This window comes from Yersinia mollaretii ATCC 43969, from assembly GCF_013282725.1.
GTDB classification, from domain to species: Bacteria; Pseudomonadota; Gammaproteobacteria; order Enterobacterales; family Enterobacteriaceae; genus Yersinia; species Yersinia mollaretii.
Window position 1 is genome coordinate 4,369,941 of record NZ_CP054043.1, and the last position, 20,067, is coordinate 4,390,007.

The following is a 20,067-nucleotide window of genomic DNA, read 5'->3' on the forward strand; positions in this document are numbered from 1 at the left end:
TTGACAAAGTAGCTGATAGCTCAGTGAGTGAAGGGTTTACCGCACCTAGGGGCACTCCGGCGGCTCACGCCGCTACGACCCCAACGGCACGATTCCCCTTCATTTAATTTTGTCATCAGTCTGAAAGAGCGTTTATGCGCTCTTTTTTTATTGATTAATCCGCGTCAAGCGCCAGCTCTTCCGGCCAAGCATGGATAACGGCTTTGACCAAGGTCGCCAATGGGATAGCAAAGAACACCCCCCAAAAACCCCACATCCCGCCGAAAATAATCACAGACAGAATAATCACCAGCGGATGCAGATTGACCGCTTCCGAGAACAGCACAGGTACCAGCAAGTTGCCATCCAACCCCTGCACCACCAGATAGGCGACAAACAGAGTCCAGAAATCCGCCCCCAGCCCCCATTGGAATAGCGCCACCAACACCACCGGGATGGTGACAATCACCGCACCAATATAGGGGATCAAAACCGAGAAGCCGACCAACACCGCCAGTAATAGCGAGTAATTCATGCCCATAATAAAGAACACTAAATAGGTAGCGATCCCCACAACCACCATCTCCACCACTTTGCCGCGAATATAGTTAGTGATCTGCTGGTTCATCTCCAGCCAGACTTGCCCGGCAAGGCCACGGTTACGCGGCAAAACACGGCGCACCGCATTCAACATCTGCTCTTTGTCCTTGAGCAGGAAAAATAGCATCAGCGGCACTAAAATCAGATAGATCGCCAGTGTCAGCAAGCCGATCAATGAGGCCACCGAGATTTTAACCACCGATTCCCCCATGCCAGACAGCTTGTTACGCAGATTCTCCGCCATCATATCGACGATGCCGGCATCCACCAGCGCGGGATACCGCGAGGGCAATGTTTGCGCAAATGCGTTGAATTTATTCAGCATTTTCGGCATATCGGATATCAGATTATTACCCTGTTGCCAAACAGTCGGTGCCACGACAAACACCGCCAGCAGTGTGATACCGCCGAAAACCACCAGTACGATAGTCGCGGCCCAAAGCCGTGAGCAGCCAATGCGCTGTAGCCGGGCAGTCGGCCACTCCAGCAGATACGCCAGCACAATTGCCGCCAGTAGCGGAGCCAAAATACCGCTGAAGAAATAGAGAATGCAGAATCCAGCCAACAGAATAACCAGTAAAGCGATAACCTGCGGGTCGGTAAAACGGCGACGATACCACTGCAACAACAGCTCTAGCATCCGAAATTGCTCCTTAAATACCATGAAGAACCCGCAAATTGGCGTGTTCCTTAAACAGCCTCACTCAGCAGAGGCACGACCCGAAGGTCAAAATGATGTGTCGGCTCTTCCATAGCGCCATTGCCTTGGTATCCATTAAGCTATAACTATTTCTTTATATTCGCAGGCTAGCTAAGATAGTTGCGTGTCTCAGCAATGAATGTTGAACTTAGCCTTTGACCTATTTAATCCTATTTTTGTGATCTATACCCAATAGATTTCAAGATGCAGGAAAGCGGCAAGCAAGAAAATTCCGATAAGCTGACATCAATAAGTGATTCGGTGATTACGTGCGGCCAATGCACCTGCAACATGAAAAATGACGGGTATAACGCGTTTTCGTGATGATTGTACTGGAGAGCAGAGTAAGGAAGAAGAACTCTTACGCATCTCGGGGTCTAATTGTCATTACATTAGCAGGGGCAGCTTCAGTTATGACTTATCGATTTAGCAAAACAGGTCGGTTCAGTAAGAGAGTGATCGCAACACTGCTCAGTAGCTTGCTGCTCACCAGCACCCTCCCCGCGAGTGCCGAGACGCAAGACCTGCTGCCCGATATTGGTACTTCAGCAGGTGCCACCTTAAGCATCGATCAGGAGCTGGCAATGGGGGATTTCTATGTCCGCCAAATGCGAGCCAGTGCGCCACTCATTTATGATCCGTTATTGACGCAATATATCAATTCGCTGGGTAACCGGCTGGTGGCTAATGCCAACTCAGTGCGCACCCCCTTCCATTTCTATCTGGTCAATAACGACCAGATTAACGCCTTTGCTTTCTTTGGTGGCAACGTGGTGCTTCACTCCGCGCTGTTCCGCTATACCGATAACGAAAGTGAATTGGCATCCGTACTGGCCCATGAAATATCTCATGTGACTCAACGCCACTTGGCTCGGGCCATGGAAGAGCAACAGCGCATGGCCCCGCTGACATGGGTCGGCGTTTTAGGCTCGATCTTGTTGACAATGGCCAGCCCACAAGCCGGTATGGCGGGCTTAAGCGGCACACTGGCGGGCGCTCAGCAAGGTATCATCAGCTTTACTCAGGGCAATGAGCAGGAAGCAGACCGCATTGGTATTCAAGTGCTGCAACGTTCAGGATTTGATCCGCAAGCCATGCCAAATTTCCTGCAAAAACTGGCCGATCAGTCACGATATGCGTCAAAACCGCCGGAAATGCTGCTGACACACCCCTTACCCGATAGCCGATTGTCCGATGCCCGCAACCGCGCTAACCAAATGAAGCCACACCCAATCGCTTCATCACAAGATTATTTATTCGCCAAAGTTCGAATTCTGGGCATGTATGGTTCAACAGAGAACAGCTTGACCCCCGACCTGCTGGACACCCTGAGTAAAGGCACGGTGCGCGAACAGTTGGCCGCTAAATATGGTCAGGCCATTCTGCTATATCAGGCCAAGAAATACGATGAAGCCCGCAATCAGTTACAGCCGATCTTAACGCAGCAACCGGATAATATTTGGTTCCTCGATTTGATGACCGATATTGATTTGGGGCAAAACAGAGCGGCCGCCGCCATTTCTCGCCTGCAAGCCGCCACCGCGAAACAACAAAATGATGAGCCGGTATTGCAACTGAACCTCGCCAATGCCTACGTTCAAGGGGGGAAACCCGCTGAAGCCATCAAGCTATTACGCCGCTATACCTTCGCCAATCCAAATGACCCAAATGGCTGGGATCTGCTGGCGCAAGCCGCCGCTGCACTGGGTTTGCGTGATCAGGAGTTGGCCGCTCGAGCGGAGAGTTTGGCATTGAGTGGCAAGCTGACACAGGCTATCGGCCTGCTGAGCGATGCCAGTGCACGGGTGAAGTTGGGGAGTCTGGAACAAGCACGTTATGACGCCCGAATTGACCAGTTGCGCAAGCTCAATGAGCGTTTCCGTAAATACCAGAAGTCTTAAGGAAAGTTACCATGAAAGAGGTCACGATTTATCATAACCCACGCTGTTCTAAAAGCCGGGAAACACTTGCGCTAGTCGAGCAACAGGGCATCCAGCCACAAGTGGTGTTGTACTTAAACACGCCGCCGTCAGTGGAGACGTTAAAAAAGTTACTGCAACAGTTGGGATTTAGTGATGCACGTCAGTTGATGCGCACCAAAGAGGATTTGTATCAAGATCTCAATTTGGCAGATAACGCGCTGACACAAGATCAATTGCTGCAAGCTATGCACGATAATCCCAAACTGATCGAGCGCCCTGTTGTGGTTTATCAAGGCAAAGCGCGTATTGGCCGCCCGCCAGAGCAGGTACTTGAAATTTTGCCGTAAATTGACCGAATGAATCCCGATGAGCTGATTCATATTCATGCACTGACTAAAGTTCGTGAGACGATAGAGTAAATATCAGCGGGATCTTTGAGGTGGAGATAGGGCCAGGGGGCAGAAAGAGTTAAAGGTTAAGTGTCTCTTTGACAAAAGGAATGGTCAGCTTACGTTGTGCCGTAATGGAGGCCCGATCAAGCTGATTCAGCGTCGTAAACAGGGTGCGCATCTCCCGATCCAGCCGCTTTAGCAAAAAGCGGCCAACATCTTCCGGCAATTCAAAACCCCGCAATTTGGCGCGCAACTGCAAAGCCTGCAACTTTTCATCATCGGAGAGAGGCTGCAATTTATAGATCTGGCCCCAATCGAGGCGAGAAGCTAAATCAGGCAAACCGAGATTTAACTGCCGTGGCGGGCGATCTCCGGTGATCAATAAGCGGGTACGGCCAGTTTCCACAATGCGGTTATAGAGATTAAACATCGCCATTTCCCACTGTTCGTCACCGGCAATGCACTCGATATTATCAATACACACCAGCGCTAACTGCTCCATGCCATCCAGCACTTCCGGCACAAAATAGGCGCGTTTATCCAGCGGAACATAGCCTACGGCCTCGCCTTTTTGCGATAACTCAGCACAAGCAGCATGTAACAGATGGCTGCGGCCACCGCCTTCGCGTGACCAGAAATAGATATAACTGCCGTGGGATTGATGAACAGCGGACTGGATCGCCGCTAATAGCGACGGGTTCTCCCCCGGATAAAAACTGGCAAAAGTTTCATCATCAGGAAGATAAAGTGGCAGTGAAAGCTGTGCCGGCGTATTCAGAAAAGCACCTCAACCAACAAAACGGGCGGGAAAACAGGGAAAGCTTAACACAAAAAGTGACAACAGCATAAAAACCTGATCTGGGGTTAAAAAATGGCCGAACCGAGATAGGCGAACCGCAGATAACCGCGGCTCGGCCAGATTTCACTTTTTATTGAGCAGACTTATCTTCCGCCGCATCAAGAATCTCTTCTTCTGCGCGGAATAAGCTGATCACTTTGAACAGCAGGCTTAGGCCGATGCCAACCACGGTCGCCAGCGCCATGCCTTTAAGCTCAGTCGCGCCAATGTTCACTTTTGCGCCACTCACCCCGATGATCAAGATAACCGAGGTTAAGATCAGGTTTTGTGCCTTGTTATAGTCCACTTTTGACTCGATCAACACTCGGATGCCTGATGCCGCAATCACGCCGTACAACAGCAGTGAAACACCGCCCATCACGGGAACAGGAACCGCTTGAATGGCGGCCGCAAGTTTACCGACACAAGAGAGCATAATCGCCAGAATCGCCGCACCACCGATGACCCAAGTGCTGTAAACACGGGTGATCGCCATCACGCCGATATTTTCGCCATAAGTGGTATTTGGCGTGGAGCCGAAGAAACCAGAGATGACAGTAGAAATACCGTTGGCGAACATCGAACGATGCAGACCGGGGTCGCGAATTAAATCTTTTTTCACAATGTTGGCCGTCACCACCAGATGCCCGATATGCTCGGCAATCACCACCAGTGCCGCAGGCAAGATGGTCAGGATGGCGAACCACTCAAAACGTGGGGTATAGAAGGTCGGCAAAGCAAACCAATGGGCTTCGCTAATCGGCGTTAAATCAACCACACCCATCACGAATGACAGAGCATAACCGACCAATACCCCAATCAGAATAGGGATGATGGCGAAGAAGCCACGGAACAGCACCGAACCCAAGATGGTCACCCCTAAGGTCACCATTGATATAATGATAGTGGTTGAATCTACCGTCACCCCTTGTGCGGGCAGCAGCCCCGCCATGCCGGCAGCAACCCCGGCTAACTCAAGGCCGATAACAGCAACAATCGCCCCCATCGCCGCTGGCGGGAATATCACATCCAACCAGCCCGTCCCGGCTTTTTTCACAATCAGCGCCACCAGACAGAACAGCACGCCGCACATGATAAAGCCCCCCAGCGCGACTTCGTACCCTAATGGCAACAACAGTAACACTGGTGAGATAAATGCAAAACTTGACCCCAGATAAGCCGGAATTTTGCCCTTACAGATGAACAGATAGAGCAAGGTGCCGATGCCGTTGAACAGCAGCACCGTGGCCGGGTTAATTTTAAACAGGATAGGAACTAAAACGGTGGCACCGAACATGGCGAACAAATGTTGAAAACTCAGGGGGATCGTCTGGAGCAGCGGTGGGCGCTCGCTGACGCCAATGGTGCGACGGCTCATTCTTCTATCCTCTTCAATGGTGTGATTTATGCTAAAAATTATTCAAAAAAAAGCCGACTATCGAGTCGGCTATCTGAAGGTTACTTCGTTCCGAAAATCTTATCACCGGCATCACCCAACCCTGGGATGATGTAACCCTGTTCGTTCAAGCCCTGATCGATAGAGGCGGTGTATAGCTCAACATCTGGATGGGCGGCTTCCAATGCTTTGATGCCTTCCGGTGCCGCAACCAAGACCAAGACTTTAATGCTCTGGCAGCCCGCTTTCTTCAGCAGGTCAATGGTCGCAATCATCGAACCACCGGTGGCTAGCATCGGGTCAACCACCAACGCCATGCGCTCATTGATATTTGAAACCAATTTCTGGAAGTAAGGAACTGGCTTTAGCGTCTCTTCATCACGATAGACACCGACCACGCTGATGCGGGCGCTCGGTACATTCTCTAACACCCCTTCCATCATGCCCAAACCGGCACGCAGAATCGGCACCACAGTGATTTTTTTACCTTTAATCTGTTCTACTTCAACCGGCCCGTTCCAACCCTCGATGGTCACTTTTTCAGTTTCCAGATCGGCGGTTGCCACGTAAGTCAGTAAACTCCCCACTTCAGACGCTAACTCGCGAAAACGCTTCGTACTGATATCATTTTCACGCATCAAACCAAGTTTATGTTTTACTAGCGGGTGTTTCACCTCAACGATCTTCATTATTTTTCTCCTGGTTAGGCGACTGGCGGCCAAAAAAATCGCGAGATTATACCGCCTTTTTTTTTGAACGCCACAATGAATAGCCTGATTCAGATCAATAGAAAATCATTATTAAGTCAAGAAAGCTAAAAATCAGCGTGATGTCACAAGCCACTCGCAAACGTTTGCCTGCGCTGTTAGAATTGTCGCGTTTTCTTTAAACCGCCAACCGCCGTGGGGACCTCGCAGTGACCAACAAAACCTCTCTCAGCTATAAAGACGCAGGTGTAGATATTGATGCCGGCAATGACCTTGTTGATCGCATAAAAGGTGTGGTTAAACAGACCCGTCGCCCAGAGGTCATGGGTGGATTGGGCGGCTTCGGTGCCCTGTGCGCTTTACCGCAAAAATACCGTGAACCTATTTTAGTTTCAGGTACCGATGGCGTGGGCACCAAGCTGCGTCTGGCGATGGACCTGAAACGCCACGATACCATCGGTATCGATTTAGTGGCCATGTGTGTCAACGATCTGGTGGTACAAGGTGCAGAACCCCTGTTCTTCCTCGACTACTTCGCCACCGGTAAACTGGATGTGGATACCGCCGCCAGTGTGATTACCGGTATCGCCGAAGGGTGCAAACAGTCAGGTTGTGCGCTGGTCGGCGGCGAAACTGCCGAAATGCCGGGCATGTACCACGGCGAAGATTATGACGTGGCTGGCTTCTGTGTTGGTGTGGTCGAAAAATCTGAAATCATCGATGGCACCAAAGTGACGCCGGGTGATGTTCTGGTGGCCTTAGGTGCCAGCGGCCCACACTCCAATGGCTATTCTCTGGTGCGCAAAATTCTGGAAGTCAGTAACACCAACCCAGAACAGACCCAGTTGGAAGGCAAATCGCTGGCCGATCATTTGCTGGAACCGACCAAAATCTACGTAAAATCGATTCTGAGTCTGATTGAACAACTGGATATTCATGCGATTGCTCACCTGACCGGCGGCGGCTTCTGGGAGAATATCCCTCGCGTATTACCGCAAGGCACTCAAGCGGTTATCGATGAAGCGAGCTGGCAGTGGCCGGCAGTATTTAGCTGGTTGCAGCAAGCCGGGAATGTGAGCCGCCACGAAATGTACCGCACCTTTAACTGTGGTGTCGGCATGGTGGTTGCTCTCCCTGCGGAACTGGCGGATAAAGCGGTTGAGTTGCTGACCGCATCTGGCGAAAAAGCGTGGAAAATCGGTGTGATCGCCGCCGCCGCTGAAGGCGCTGAACAAGTTATTATTAATCCATAGTATTATTTTAGATATATCGCTATTTTTTAATGTCAACATTGACGCCTATACCCAAGGTTATTGGAGTTGCAGGTAGGCGACAAGTGAACGCATCCCGATGAGCTTATTTATAAGCAAGGCTAACGGCCCGTAAGTGATTCGGGTTCGTGAGCGCAGCTAACACCCCTGCAACTTCAAGAACGAAGGGTATATGAAGAGAATCGTTGTTTTAGTCTCAGGCCAAGGAAGCAACCTACAAGCCCTGATCGACGCCCAGCAGCAAGGGCGGATTTCAGGTCAGATTAGCGCGGTATTCAGCAATAATCCTGAGGCTTATGGGCTGGAACGGGCTGAATTGGCAGGCATTTCACATCATGCTCTGGATGCCAAAGCCTTTACTGACCGCACCAGTTTTGATGCGGCATTAGCCCAAGCTATCGACCAATATCAGCCGGATTTGCTGGTACTGGCGGGTTATATGCGCATTCTCAGCCCGGCGTTTGTCCAGCACTATGCTGGGCGGATGTTAAATATCCACCCCTCTCTGCTGCCAAAATACCCTGGTCTGCACACACACCGTCAGGCACTGGAAAACGGCGATCAGGAGCACGGCACCTCTGTCCATTTTGTGACTGAGGAGCTGGATGGCGGCCCAGTGATTCTGCAAGCTAAAGTCCCTATTTTTAGTGATGATACCGAAGAGGATGTCGTCGAGAGAGTGCAAACTCAGGAGCACAGCATCTATCCACTGGTGGTGGGTTGGTTTACTGATGGCCGTCTGACCATGCATGATAATGCGGCTTGGCTGGATGGTGAGCGCTTGCCCGCACAGGGACATGCCGCTGAATAAAAATGGCCGTTAAATAGATACTTTGCTTGTTAAATAGATATTGGCGAAAGGCGCTACCATTTTATGGCGAGCGCCTTTTTTAATTCTCTCGTGCTTACACCTTATGCTAAGAGTATAATTTTTATGGCAGCAACCGCTGTCGCAACATGAGGAATAAGTATGTCTACCACCAGCAGCGTCCGTTTACGTCCACTTGAACGGGATGATCTGCCGTTTGTCCATCAGTTAGATAACAATGCCAGTGTGATGCGCTATTGGTTCGAGGAGCCTTACGAGGCATTTGTCGAACTCTCTGATCTCTACGATAAACATATTCACGACCAGAGCGAACGCCGCTTTATTATTGAAAGTCAGGGCACCAAAGTCGGTTTGGTCGAGTTAGTTGAGATTAACCATATTCACCGCCGAGCTGAGTTTCAGATTATTATTGACCCAGCCCATCAAGGCAAAGGCCATGCGGGAACGGCAGCAAAACTGGCGATGGAATACGGCTTTTCAGTGTTGAATTTGTACAAACTTTATCTGATCGTGGATAAAGAGAATAAAAAAGCCATCCATATCTACAGCAAGTTAGGTTTTGAAGTGGAAGGTGAACTGAAGCAAGAGTTCTTTATCAATGGTGAATACCGTACTGTTATTCGTATGTGCATTTTTCAGCCACAATATTTGGCTAAATATAAAACGCCATCGATAAAGAGTGCTTAATTGAGCGCCGTATTGGGGCCATCCGGCCCCAATTAAAGGCCTCAACCATAACGCCCGGTAATATAATCTTCCGTGCGCCGCTGATGGGGCGAAGTAAACAGAGCATCAGTATTGTTATACTCCACCAAACTCCCCTGATGAATAAACGCGGTATAGTCTGACACCCGCGCCGCCTGCTGCATGTTATGAGTCACCAACACCACGGTATATTGCTGTTTTAGTGTGGTAATTAGCTCTTCAATGGTCAGCGTTGAAATAGGGTCGAGAGCCGACGTCGGCTCATCCAGCAACAACACTTCCGGCTCGATCGCAATGGCTCTGGCTATCACCAAGCGCTGCTGCTGGCCGCTTGAGAGACGAAACGCATTTTCTCGCAACCGATCTTTCACCTCATGCCATAGCGCCGCCGCCCGCAGTGAGCGCTCAACGGCGTCATCAAGCACCCGACGATCACGAACTCCCTGCAAGCGCAGCCCATATACAACATTCTCATAAATTGATTTCGGGAATGGGTTCGGCCGCTGAAAGACCATGCCGACCCGCCGACGCAATGCGGCAACATCAGTGGGTTTGCTGGTGATGATCTCGCCGCCCAGACGAATCTCCCCCTCGAGGCGACAGTTATCCAGCAGATCATTCATGCGGTTGAAACAGCGCAATAAGGTGGATTTACCGCAACCGGACGGACCAATCAGTGCGGTGACACGGTGCTTCGGCACATTAAACGAAATATCATGCAGCACCTGTTTGTCGCCATAGAATAGATTGAGCTTTTCGACCGCCAGTGCCGTTTGCTCGTCAGTCAATTGCTGCACATCAAACAGTGGCAGCGCATCCGGCATCAAAAGTCCCATATTTCGTCCTGCGGGTTAAAAAGTGCAATCACAGCATTAAACCTCGGTACTTTTCGCGTAAGTAATGGCGAATGCCGATAGCTGCTAAATTAAGGCCAACCACGATGATCACCAGCAGCAGTGCGGTGGCGAAGACTAATGGGCGGGCCGCTTCCACATTGGGGCTTTGGAATGCCATATCGTAGATCTGGAAGCTCAAATGCATAAATTTACGTTCCAAATGCAGGAACGGGAAGATGCCATCCACCGGCAACAGCGGGGCCGATTTTACCACGCCCACCAGCATCAGCGGGGCAGTCTCACCCGCCGCCCGTGCCACGGCTAAAATCAGCCCGGTGATCATCGCCGGAGCCGCCATCGGCAGCACAATGTGCCACAGTGTCTCGGCTTTACTGGCCCCCAGCGCTTGCGAGCCTTGTCGCAAGCTGGCCGGGATGCGAGATAGCCCCTCTTCGGTGGCGACAATCACCACCGGCAGTGTCAGTAGCGCCAGCGTCAAGGCGGCCCACAATACGCCCGGCGTGCCAAATGTTGGGTTGGGCAACGCCTCGGCATAAAAGAGCTTATCCAATGATCCGCCAATAAAATAGACAAAAAATCCGAGGCCAAATACGCCATAGACAATGGAGGGCACCCCCGCCAAATTCACCACAGAAATACGAATCATCCGGGTCAGCACGTTTTTACCCGCGTATTCATGCAGATAAACTGCCGCAATCACCCCCAATGGCATGACGACGATGGACATCAGTATCACCATCAGCACAGTGCCAAAAATAGCGGGGAAAACACCGCCTTCGGTACTGGCATTACGCGGATTATCGGTCAAGAATTGATGAACCTGCGCCCCCCAGTGGCGTAATTTATCACCCAAATTCATGTCATTGGGATACCAAGCACGGTTGACCTGACTGAGTGACATGGGGTGAATTTGCCCATTCATGTCCCGCAGCAACAAGGTATAGCGGTTTTGCTCGGTTTGCAGGTCGCGCAGCTTCTCCATCATCGCCAAATGGCGGCGCTGTAGCTCTCCCCACTCAGCTTCAATGCTGTCTTGCGATTTGCTGTCGAGCGAACCGGTCATTTGCAGGCGTTTTTTCTGTAGCCGCAACGCCTCAAATTGCTGATTAAGCATATTCATCTGTCGGTACTGAATATCTTTTGACTGCCGCACTAGCCCCTGAATGACAGGAATTAGCTTTTGCAGCTCTTGCGCCAAATTATCGCCCACCAGTGGCTGGCCGTTATCCAGCATTCCCGCGAGAAAACCGTAGGCCGTGCCATGGTTTTGCCGATCGAGCACCAATACCGCTTTAGGCTGTGTGCGTTGCTGAATATCGCTATCAAGCAGCCGATGAAAATCCTGCCCCTGAATCTCTCGATTGCCAGTTTTGATCAGATAGCGGGTCACCGTTTCGCCCGCTTCTGGCGGCAAAATCACCCCCGCCTGTTCCAGTTGCTGACGCGGCAGTGACTGTTGCTGATAAATTTCGCCGATCACGGTAACCGGGCCTGCCGCCGTCTGTTTAAGCTCAAACAGGTAAACTGGCGCGGGCCAGAAATAGCGCATCCCCTGCCCGGCTAATAGCAACACAATCCCCAGCAGCGCCAGCAGACTGATGCTCACAGCGCCAGCCGTCAGCCAGATCCACGGCGAGCCGGAGGCAAACCACTTTTGGGTCGCGCCTGTCGTCGTCATGCCGTCCGCTCCATCTGATAGCGCTCACGCAGCCGCAAACGAATGGCTTCGGCGAGCGTGTTCACTAAAAAGGTGAAACAAAACAGTACCAACGCCGTTAAAAATAGCACCCGATAATGCCCACTCCCCACCACGGCTTCCGGCATCTCAATAGCGATATTGGCGGCCATCGCGCGCAGCCCCTGAAAAATGCTGCCATCAATAATGGGGGTGTTACCGGTCGCCATCAGCACAATCATCGTCTCACCGACTGCACGACCAAAACCAATCATCAGGGCGGAAAAAATACCCGCAAAGGCCGAGGGCAACACCACGCGCACCACCGTCTGCCAAGGGGTCGCCCCCAGCGCCAGTGAACCTTGACTCAGCGACGGCGGCACACTAAAGAGGGCATCTTCCGCCAGTGAGAAGATCACCGGCACCAGAGCAAATCCCATCGCGACACCGACCACTAGCGCATTGCGCTGATCATAGTTGTCGCCCAACCATTCATGTAGCGGCAGCCCCAGCGTCCACACCGACAATTTTGGCCCTAGCCACAAGGCCAACCACCCCGTCAGCAGAATCACGGGCAACAACACGATGACATCCCAACCCGCAGGCCGTGACCACTGCACTTTTTCCGCCAGACGCGCACTGCCCCAACCGCACAATAGGATGGCGAATGCCAACAGCAGCGGCAGCAATAAAATACCCGCCAGATAATTTTCAATCACGGGTGCCAGCCAAATTCCGGCGATCAAACCGATCACCACCGTCGGGAATGCCCCCATCATCTCAATGGCGGGTTTCACCACGCGCCGCAAGCCCGCCGACATGAAATAGGCGGTGTAAATAGCCCCCGCCAGTGCCAATGGAATGGCAAATAACATGGCGTAACCCGCCGCCTTCAATGTGCCGAAAATAATCGGCACTAAACTGAATTTGGCCTGATAGCTCTCTTCGGCGGAGCTTGATTGCCACACATAAGCCGGTTCCGGGTAATTTTCGTACCACACCCGTTGCCACAAACTGCGCCAGTTGATGTCAGGATAGTGGTTATCCACCTGATAAGAGGACCACCCCGTGGCACTCTCCACCAGCAGATGATCGCCCCAAGGGGAGAATGCCGCATGGGTGATCCCCTCGGGCATTTTTTGTTGCAGCAGCGGTGTGGATTGAAGGCTGGAGAAAAGGGATAGCTCGCCTTGTGGCGATAATGACGCAAAGACCCGCCGCAGGTTTTCGGTGGTCAGTAAGCCCTTACCCGCTGGGGTAAAACTGCGAATGCGCGTTAAATGGAACTGATTGTCCGGCGCTTTACGCACGTCGAACCATTGCGTTAACTGACCGTCCGGCGACTGCACCAGCAGCGATTTCCCCCCAGCCAACAGCGAGAGGGTCAATGGCCCATCGACAGCATGTTTATCCTCCCGCAACGACACCACCTCGCGCAGTGTCAGCTCGGTGCCAAGCGAATAGAGGTACAACTGATTGCCCGATAGCAGATAGAGCAACCGCCCATCTGGGGTCAAAAGCAACTGCTCGACCGATGGCGCATCCGTCAATTCGGTGATTTGCTGCCCCTGCGCACTGAACTCCCCGGCCAGCAAGCGGCCATCTTCGGTCACAGCGGCCAGTGAAAATTGCTCTGGTTGCGGTTCAGCCAGCACTAAGTGGTGTAAGCGCTGGCCTTTCAAATCCATCAGGCGCGGTTGATCACCGAGCGGAAATTGCCAGCGGGGCGGTGTCGCCGAAAAATCAGGCTGTACCAGAAGAAGCCGACCCTTGCTCAGGCCCAATCCATATAGAGGCTGCTCCCCCACCGCGCGGCTGATGGATACGGGCGGTGACGACAATATCTGCTCACTGATTAGGCTGCCTGCGGGAGACTCCCCCTGCGCATTGAGTCGAATAAAGTCGCCTTTGCCCTGATTATCAATGCGATAGGCCACCTGCCCTTGAGTATCAAGGCCGAGTGCGATGGTTGGCGCACTGCGATTGACGGCAAACTGATGAGGCAAACTCATCGTGGCGGGCTTAAATAGGGGGAATACGGCGTACAGTAAATAGACGAAAATCAGCATCAGTGTCAGTAATACCAGCAAGCCGCTGCCTGTCACCACCATACGCACCAGACGATCAATGACAGCTCGGCGCTTATCTCTCCCTGATGGTGTTACTACGCCCACTTGCTGCTGCATCTTTGATTGCCCCATGCCCTTACGCCATTTCCGTCTATTGTTAGTTATCAATCCAATCGGCACTATTTAGCAACCATAGCGCTAGATGACCGAGCATCTTATGTCACTTTTGTGGCATTTGCATGACAATGCTATAGACCCGCCATCTTAAAATCTATTGGATAGAGTGACTAGCGAATAAAGTTAACTCATGATATCTGTTGGACTTTATTATCATTCTTTCGCAATAATGTTAACGGACACTAAATACTCCCACAATCATCTTACTGGAGTTGCAATGGGTCAGGAAAAGCTCTACATCGAGAAAGAACTCAGCTGGTTAGCCTTTAATGAGCGGGTATTGCAAGAAGCAGCGGATAAGAGCAATCCACTCATTGAGCGGATGCGATTCCTCGGCATTTACTCCAACAATTTGGATGAGTTCTATAAAGTCCGTTTCGCCGATCTAAAACGGCGCATTTTAATTAGCGAAGAGCAAGGCTCTGCCGTGACCTCGCGCCATTTGCTGAAAAAAATTCAGAGCAAAGTGGTGAAGGCCGACCAAGAATTTGATGGGCTGTATAATGATCTTTTGCTGGAGATGGCGCGTAATCAGATCTTCCTGATTAATGAGCGGCAAATATCCGAGAATCAGCAAATGTGGCTAAAGCTCTATTTTAAGCAGCATCTACGCCAGCACATCACACCGATTCTGATTAATCATGACACCAATTTGGTGCAGTTTTTAAAAGACGATTATACCTATTTGGCAGTGGAAATTATCCGTGGTCAGGATATTGCTTATGCCCTGCTGGAAATTCCTTCAGATAAAGTACCGCGCTTTGTTAATTTGCCGCCAGAGGCTCCTCGCCGCCGCAAGCCAATGATATTACTTGATAATATATTGCGTTATTGCCTCGATGAGATATTTAAAGGCTTCTTTGATTACGACGCGCTAAATGCTTATTCAATGAAGATGACCCGCGATGCTGAATATGATCTGGTCACGGAGATGGAATCCAGCTTGCTGGAACTGATGTCATCGAGCCTAAAACAACGACTGACGGCAGAACCGGTACGCTTTGTTTATCAACGTGATATGCCCGATGAGATGGTGGAGTTACTGCGCGGCAAGCTGGGCATCTCTAACGATGATTCGGTAATCGCCGGTGGCCGCTATCATAATTTCAAAGACTTTATTAGCTTCCCCAATGTCGGCAAAAGCAATCTGGTGAACAAACTCATGCCGCGCCTGCGCCATGTTTGGTTTGATAAATTCCGCAATGGCTTTGATGCCATTCGTGAACAAGATGTGCTGCTCTATTATCCGTATCACACCTTTGAGCACGTTTTGGAATTACTGCGTCAGGCCTCTTTCGATCCCAGCGTATTGGCCATTAAAATCAATATTTATCGCGTCGCCAAGGATTCACGCATAATCGAATCCATGATCCATGCCGCCCATAATGGGAAGAAAGTGACGGTGGTGGTGGAATTACAGGCGCGTTTCGATGAAGAAGCCAATATTCATTGGGCTAAAAGTCTGACCGCCGCTGGGGTGCACGTTATTTTCTCCGCGCCGGGCTTAAAGATCCATGCCAAGTTATTCCTTATTTCCCGCCTCGAAGGCGATGAAATCGTGCGCTATGCTCATATCGGCACCGGTAACTTTAACGAAAAAACGGCGCGTCTTTATACCGACTACTCATTACTGACGGCAGATGCGCGTATCACCAATGAAGTGCGCCGCGTATTTAACTTTATTGAGAATCCCTATCGCCCGGTGAAATTCGATAATTTGATGGTGTCACCACAAAACTCGCGCATCATGCTCTACCAATTGATTGATCAAGAAATTATTCATGCTCAGGCGGGCGAAAGCGCCGGCATTTCCCTGAAAATAAATAATTTAGTGGATAAAGGGCTGGTAGATAGGTTATATAGCGCCTCCAGTGCAGGGGTGAAAGTCCGGCTATTAGTTCGCGGGATGTGTTCGTTGATCCCGAATATACCGGGGATCAGCGATAATATTCAGGTCACCAGTATTGTTGATCGCTTCTTAGAGCATGATCGGGTGTACGTCTTCGAGAATAAAGGCGACAAACTGGTGTATCTCTCCTCCGCTGACTGGATGACCCGTAATATTGATTACCGCATTGAAGTGGCTGTCTCGTTGCTTGATCCGAAATTAAAGCAGCGGGTGTTGGATATTTTAGAGCTGCTATTCAACGACACGGTAAAAGCCCGTTATATTGATAAAGAACTGAGTAATCGTTATGTACCGCGTGGTAACAGGCGCAAAGTACGTGCACAGATTGCCATCTATGATTATTTAAAAGCGCTGGAACAACCAGAGCAGTAGGGTTAAAACTATGCCGCTAACCAATAACTCGACTAGCACCAAACCGCAGGAAATTGCGGCTATCGACTTGGGATCGAACAGTTTCCATATGGTAATTGCCCGCGTGGTCAATGGCGCGTTGCAGGTTTTAGGCCGCCTAAAGCAGCGTGTGCATCTGGCTGATGGTCTCGATAGCAATAATATGCTCAGCGAAGAGGCCATTGAGCGGGGCTTGGCTTGTTTGGCGCTGTTTGCTGAGCGCTTGCAGGGCTTCTCTCCGGATAACGTCTGTATCGTCGGCACCCACTCACTGCGACAAGCGGCGAATGCGGAAACCTTCCTCAAGCGGGCGGCTGAAGTGATTCCTTACCCCATCGAGATCATCTCCGGTCAGGAAGAGGCGCGTCTGATTTTCATGGGCGTCGAGCACACGCAGCCGGAGAAAGGCCGCAAGTTGGTGATTGATATTGGTGGCGGTTCCACCGAGTTGGTGATTGGCGAAGATTTTGAACCGCTGCTGGTCGAGAGCCGCCGAATGGGCTGTGTCAGTTTTGCCCAACAGTTCTTCCCCCACGGTGAAATCAGCAAAACCAACTTCAAGCGCGCCCGTTTGGCGGCAGCCCAGAAGCTGGAAAATCTGGCGTGGCAGTACCGAATTCAGGGCTGGCAGTATGCGCTGGGCGCATCCGGCACCATTAAAGCCACCTACGAAGTGCTGGTGGAGATGGGCGAGAAAGATGGCTTAATCACCCCTGAGCGCCTCGAAATGCTGGTCGAGCAGGTGCTGCAATTCAAACACTTCTCGGCCCTGAGCTTACCGGGGTTATCAGAAGATCGCCAATCGGTGTTTGTTCCGGGGCTGGCTATCCTGTGTGGGGTTTTCGATGCCTTAGCAGTCAAAGAGTTACGTCTATCCGATGGCGCGCTACGTGAAGGTGTGCTGTATGAGATGGAGGGCCGTTTCCGCCATCAGGATATCCGTCAGCGCACCGCCAAAAGTTTGGCTGAACACTATAATATTGATCGCGAGCAGGCCCGTCGGGTGCTGGAAACCACCGAGCAACTCTATACCCAGTGGCTAGCGCAGAATACCAAGCTGGTGCAACCGCAACTTGAAGCGTTGCTGAAATGGGCCGCGATGCTGCACGAAGTGGGCCTCAGCATTAATCACAGCGGAATGCACCGCCATTCGGCCTATATTCTGCAAAACACCAACTTGCCGGGCTTCAATCAGGAGCAGCAGTTGCTGTTGGCAACCTTGGTCCGTATGCACCGTAAAGCCATTAAGCTGGATGAGCTGCCGCGCTTAAATTTATTCAAGAAAAAGTATTATTTGCCGTTAATTCAATTATTGCGTCTGAGCACCTTGCTGAATAATCAGCGTCAATCGACCACCACACCAGAGAGCTTGCGTCTGATCACTGATGATAGCCACTGGACATTGCGTTTCCCTGCGGGTTATCTGGCACAAAATAATCTGGTGCAACTGGATTTTGAGCGCGAGCAGGCTTACTGGGATGATGTGGTCGGCTGGAAGTTGATCATCGAGGAAGAAGCGCCAGAAGAGGCTGAACCTACCGAGCCGAAGGTCTAATCAGCGCGGCAAACAAGTGAGTCCCGATGAGCTGACTCAAGTCAGTGATTCGGGTAAACGAGTGCAGCTAACACCGCGGCAGCGCCCAGCAGACAGGGCTTGCCCAAAGTCATTGGCGTTGCAGCAAGGCAGCAAACAAGTGCATCCCGATGAGCTGACTCAAGTCAGTGATTCGGGTAAACGAGTGCAGCTAACACCGCGGCAGCGCCAAGGACGAAGGGGAAAAGGGGAAACATGAAGAGACGGCCATCAACACAACTAACAAAAATAATCCTACTGGTGAGCTTCCTCATCCTATTTGGCCGCTTATTGTATGCCGCCATTGCTTCTGTTTCGCATCATCAAGAACGGCGTGAAGCGCAGCGGGTCGAGCAGTCTATTGAGGGCGAATCCCCTGGCCCTCATGAGACTGATCTTACCCCTTAGAGACCAGCGAACACCCCTGAAATTTCAAGTACAAAGGTTAATACTATGCCTGTACCGATAATGCCTGCATCACTCTCTGCCGTTGTCAAAAACAAAACTAAAAACAATGCGAAAAAACTGGCTGAGATACGCAACCGGATACTCTCCCTATTACTGAATAATAAAGCCTTGGTTGACGGTATTCTTGGCCGTCAGGAGGATCGGGAAAAGCTCAGCGATGAGCAGTTGTCAGCACAAACGCTAGAAATCAAAAATCTGCTCGATGACCTACACGCGGCGGACCTTGCCGACCTGCTCGAAGCCCTGCCCAATGACGAACGTTTGGCCTTGTGGCGCTTAGTCAAAAATGAGAAGCGCGGCCAAACCTTGGTTGAGGTCTCTGAGACGGTGTGGGACACCCTGATCAAAGAGATGAGCGACAAAGATCTGCTCAAGGCGATGCGCACTTTGCATGTCGATGAGCAAGCTTATCTGGCCGAATATCTACCACGAAATCTGATGGGCCGTCTGCTCACCTCACTGGACCCCGACCAGCGCGCCCGCGTGCGGGAAGTGATCCAGTATGGCCGTGACACTGTCGGTCAGATGATGGATTTCGAGCTGGTCACCGTGCGCGCAGACGTGACACTGGCGACAGTACAGCGCTATTTGCGCTATCGGAAAAACATTCCCGACGCGACAGATAAAATCTTCGTCATTGACCGCAAGAATACCTTACTCGGCGAATTGCCACTGACCGCGATCCTGCTCAACGCACCGGACACCAAGGTTTTTCAGGTCATGGAGAGCAACCCGACCACCTTCCAACCCGAGCAAAAAGCGGAAGATGCGGCTGGCGCATTTGAACGTTATGACTTAATCAGTGCGGCGGTGATTGATGCCAAAGGCAAACTGATGGGCCGCCTGACCATCGAAGAGATCGTCGATGTGGTCAATGAAGAGAGCGACACCACCTTAAGACGGATGGGGGGCTTAAGCCCGGAAGAGGATGTCTTCTCTCCCGTTGGCCGTGCGGTCCGTACCCGCTGGTCATGGCTAGCGATCAACCTTTGTACCGCGTTTGTGGCCTCACGGGTGATCGGCCTATTCGAAGATACTATTTCGCAACTGGTGGCACTGGCGGCATTAATGCCCATCGTGGCCGGCATTGGCGGTAACACCGGCAATCAAACCATCACCATGATTGTCCGCGCCTTAGCGTTGCATCATATTCAGCAGGGCAATGTGACCTTCCTGATGTTCAGGGAGTTGGGGGTGGCCCTGATCAATGGATTGGTCTGGGGCGGTATCATGGGGGTGGTCACTTATCTGCTCTATGGCGACCCAGCAATGGGTGGCGTCATGACATTGGCCATGATGCTGAATTTGTTAATGGCGGCATTAATGGGGGTCATTATCCCGATGACCATGGCCCGATTAGGCCGTGATCCCGCCATCGGCTCCAGTGTGATGATCACAGCCATCACCGATACTGGCGGCTTTTTCATCTTTCTGGGACTCGCCACCCTATTCTTAGTGTAGTCATTATGATAAAAAACAATTAATTGTCGTTCGACAAAACGCGTCGCAGTCAGCCGTGCTCATCTATACTAAACTTTTGAATATGACCGCATTTTAAATGCGGCCTATTTTTATGTGATGGGGCTTTCCCATCATAAACAGCATAATGG

16 protein-coding genes are annotated in these 20,067 nt (G+C 51.3%); 9 read left to right on the forward strand and 7 right to left on the reverse strand.

What is annotated here, in order from left to right; genetic code table 11:
• Positions 1-154 precede the first annotated feature (154 nt).
• On the reverse strand, positions 155-1,219 hold the full coding sequence (locus HRD69_RS19455) for an AI-2E family transporter (protein WP_032815262.1): 1,065 nt from the start codon (positions 1,217-1,219) through the stop codon (positions 155-157).
• Between the two features lie 473 nt (positions 1,220-1,692).
• On the opposite strand from HRD69_RS19455, the gene bepA reads away from it, so the two are divergent.
• Positions 1,693-3,180 (forward strand): beta-barrel assembly-enhancing protease, encoded by a 1,488-nt coding sequence (bepA, locus tag HRD69_RS19460; RefSeq protein WP_032815261.1) that lies wholly within the window; start codon positions 1,693-1,695, stop codon positions 3,178-3,180.
• Between the two features lie 11 nt (positions 3,181-3,191).
• A complete protein-coding gene (gene arsC, locus HRD69_RS19465; protein ID WP_004876826.1) occupies positions 3,192-3,548 on the forward strand; it encodes an arsenate reductase (glutaredoxin) in 357 nt (118 codons plus the stop codon).
• A 121-nt stretch (positions 3,549-3,669) separates the two neighbouring features.
• On the opposite strand, the gene hda is transcribed toward arsC, so the two are convergent.
• The 3 genes from hda to upp all read right to left on the reverse strand — a co-directional run bounded on the left by hda (position 3,670) and on the right by upp (position 6,516).
• Positions 3,670-4,371, reverse strand: a complete 702-nt coding sequence (gene hda / locus HRD69_RS19470; RefSeq protein ID WP_032815260.1) for a DnaA inactivator Hda — start codon at positions 4,369-4,371, stop codon at positions 3,670-3,672.
• Between the two features lie 151 nt (positions 4,372-4,522).
• Positions 4,523-5,809, reverse strand: coding sequence for a uracil permease (uraA, locus tag HRD69_RS19475; protein ID WP_004876824.1), 1,287 nt, complete (start codon positions 5,807-5,809; stop codon positions 4,523-4,525).
• An 80-nt stretch (positions 5,810-5,889) separates the two neighbouring features.
• Positions 5,890-6,516: a uracil phosphoribosyltransferase gene (gene upp, locus HRD69_RS19480; protein WP_004876823.1), complete on the reverse strand. Its 627-nt coding sequence runs from the start codon at positions 6,514-6,516 to the stop codon at positions 5,890-5,892.
• A gap of 227 nt (positions 6,517-6,743) precedes the next feature.
• Here upp and purM point away from each other — a divergent pair, with 227 nt between their 5' ends.
• The 3 genes from purM (at position 6,744) to speG (ending at position 9,321) form a co-directional block, all read left to right on the forward strand.
• Complete coding sequence (purM, locus tag HRD69_RS19485; RefSeq protein ID WP_004876822.1) at positions 6,744-7,787, forward strand: phosphoribosylformylglycinamidine cyclo-ligase; 1,044 nt, start codon at positions 6,744-6,746, stop codon at positions 7,785-7,787.
• A 190-nt stretch (positions 7,788-7,977) separates the two neighbouring features.
• Positions 7,978-8,616, forward strand: a complete 639-nt coding sequence (gene purN, locus HRD69_RS19490; RefSeq protein WP_004876821.1) for a phosphoribosylglycinamide formyltransferase — start codon at positions 7,978-7,980, stop codon at positions 8,614-8,616.
• A gap of 159 nt (positions 8,617-8,775) precedes the next feature.
• Entirely contained in the window at positions 8,776-9,321 is a 546-nt protein-coding gene (speG, locus tag HRD69_RS19495) for a spermidine N1-acetyltransferase (RefSeq protein ID WP_004876820.1), read from the forward strand.
• A 41-nt stretch (positions 9,322-9,362) separates the two neighbouring features.
• Here speG and pstB read toward each other — a convergent pair whose 3' ends face one another.
• From pstB to HRD69_RS19510, 3 genes are read right to left on the reverse strand one after another with little or no spacing between them, the layout of a single operon-like run.
• Complete coding sequence (gene pstB, locus HRD69_RS19500; RefSeq protein ID WP_032815259.1) at positions 9,363-10,175, reverse strand: phosphate ABC transporter ATP-binding protein PstB; 813 nt, start codon at positions 10,173-10,175, stop codon at positions 9,363-9,365.
• 28 nt (positions 10,176-10,203) lie between these two features.
• A complete protein-coding gene (gene pstA, locus HRD69_RS19505; protein ID WP_032815258.1) occupies positions 10,204-11,874 on the reverse strand; it encodes a phosphate ABC transporter permease PstA in 1,671 nt (556 codons plus the stop codon).
• The gene (locus HRD69_RS19510; RefSeq protein ID WP_032815257.1) at positions 11,871-14,072 is read right to left on the reverse strand and encodes an ABC transporter permease subunit; all 2,202 of its coding nucleotides are present in this window, start codon (positions 14,070-14,072) and stop codon (positions 11,871-11,873) included. Before HRD69_RS19510 ends, pstA begins: the two co-directional genes overlap by 4 nt.
• 262 nt (positions 14,073-14,334) lie before the next feature.
• On the opposite strand from HRD69_RS19510, the gene ppk1 reads away from it, so the two are divergent.
• The 4 genes from ppk1 (at position 14,335) to mgtE (ending at position 19,918) form a co-directional block, all read left to right on the forward strand.
• The gene (gene ppk1, locus HRD69_RS19515; protein ID WP_004876816.1) at positions 14,335-16,398 is read left to right on the forward strand and encodes a polyphosphate kinase 1; all 2,064 of its coding nucleotides are present in this window, start codon (positions 14,335-14,337) and stop codon (positions 16,396-16,398) included.
• A 10-nt stretch (positions 16,399-16,408) separates the two neighbouring features.
• Entirely contained in the window at positions 16,409-17,971 is a 1,563-nt protein-coding gene (gene ppx, locus HRD69_RS19520) for an exopolyphosphatase (RefSeq protein WP_004876815.1), read from the forward strand.
• Positions 17,972-18,205: 234 nt separating this feature from the next.
• Complete coding sequence (locus tag HRD69_RS19525) at positions 18,206-18,397, forward strand: YfgG family protein (protein ID WP_032815572.1); 192 nt, start codon at positions 18,206-18,208, stop codon at positions 18,395-18,397.
• Positions 18,398-18,442: 45 nt separating this feature from the next.
• The gene (mgtE, locus tag HRD69_RS19530; protein ID WP_050413234.1) at positions 18,443-19,918 is read left to right on the forward strand and encodes a magnesium transporter; all 1,476 of its coding nucleotides are present in this window, start codon (positions 18,443-18,445) and stop codon (positions 19,916-19,918) included.
• The last annotated feature ends 149 nt before the right edge of the window (positions 19,919-20,067 follow it).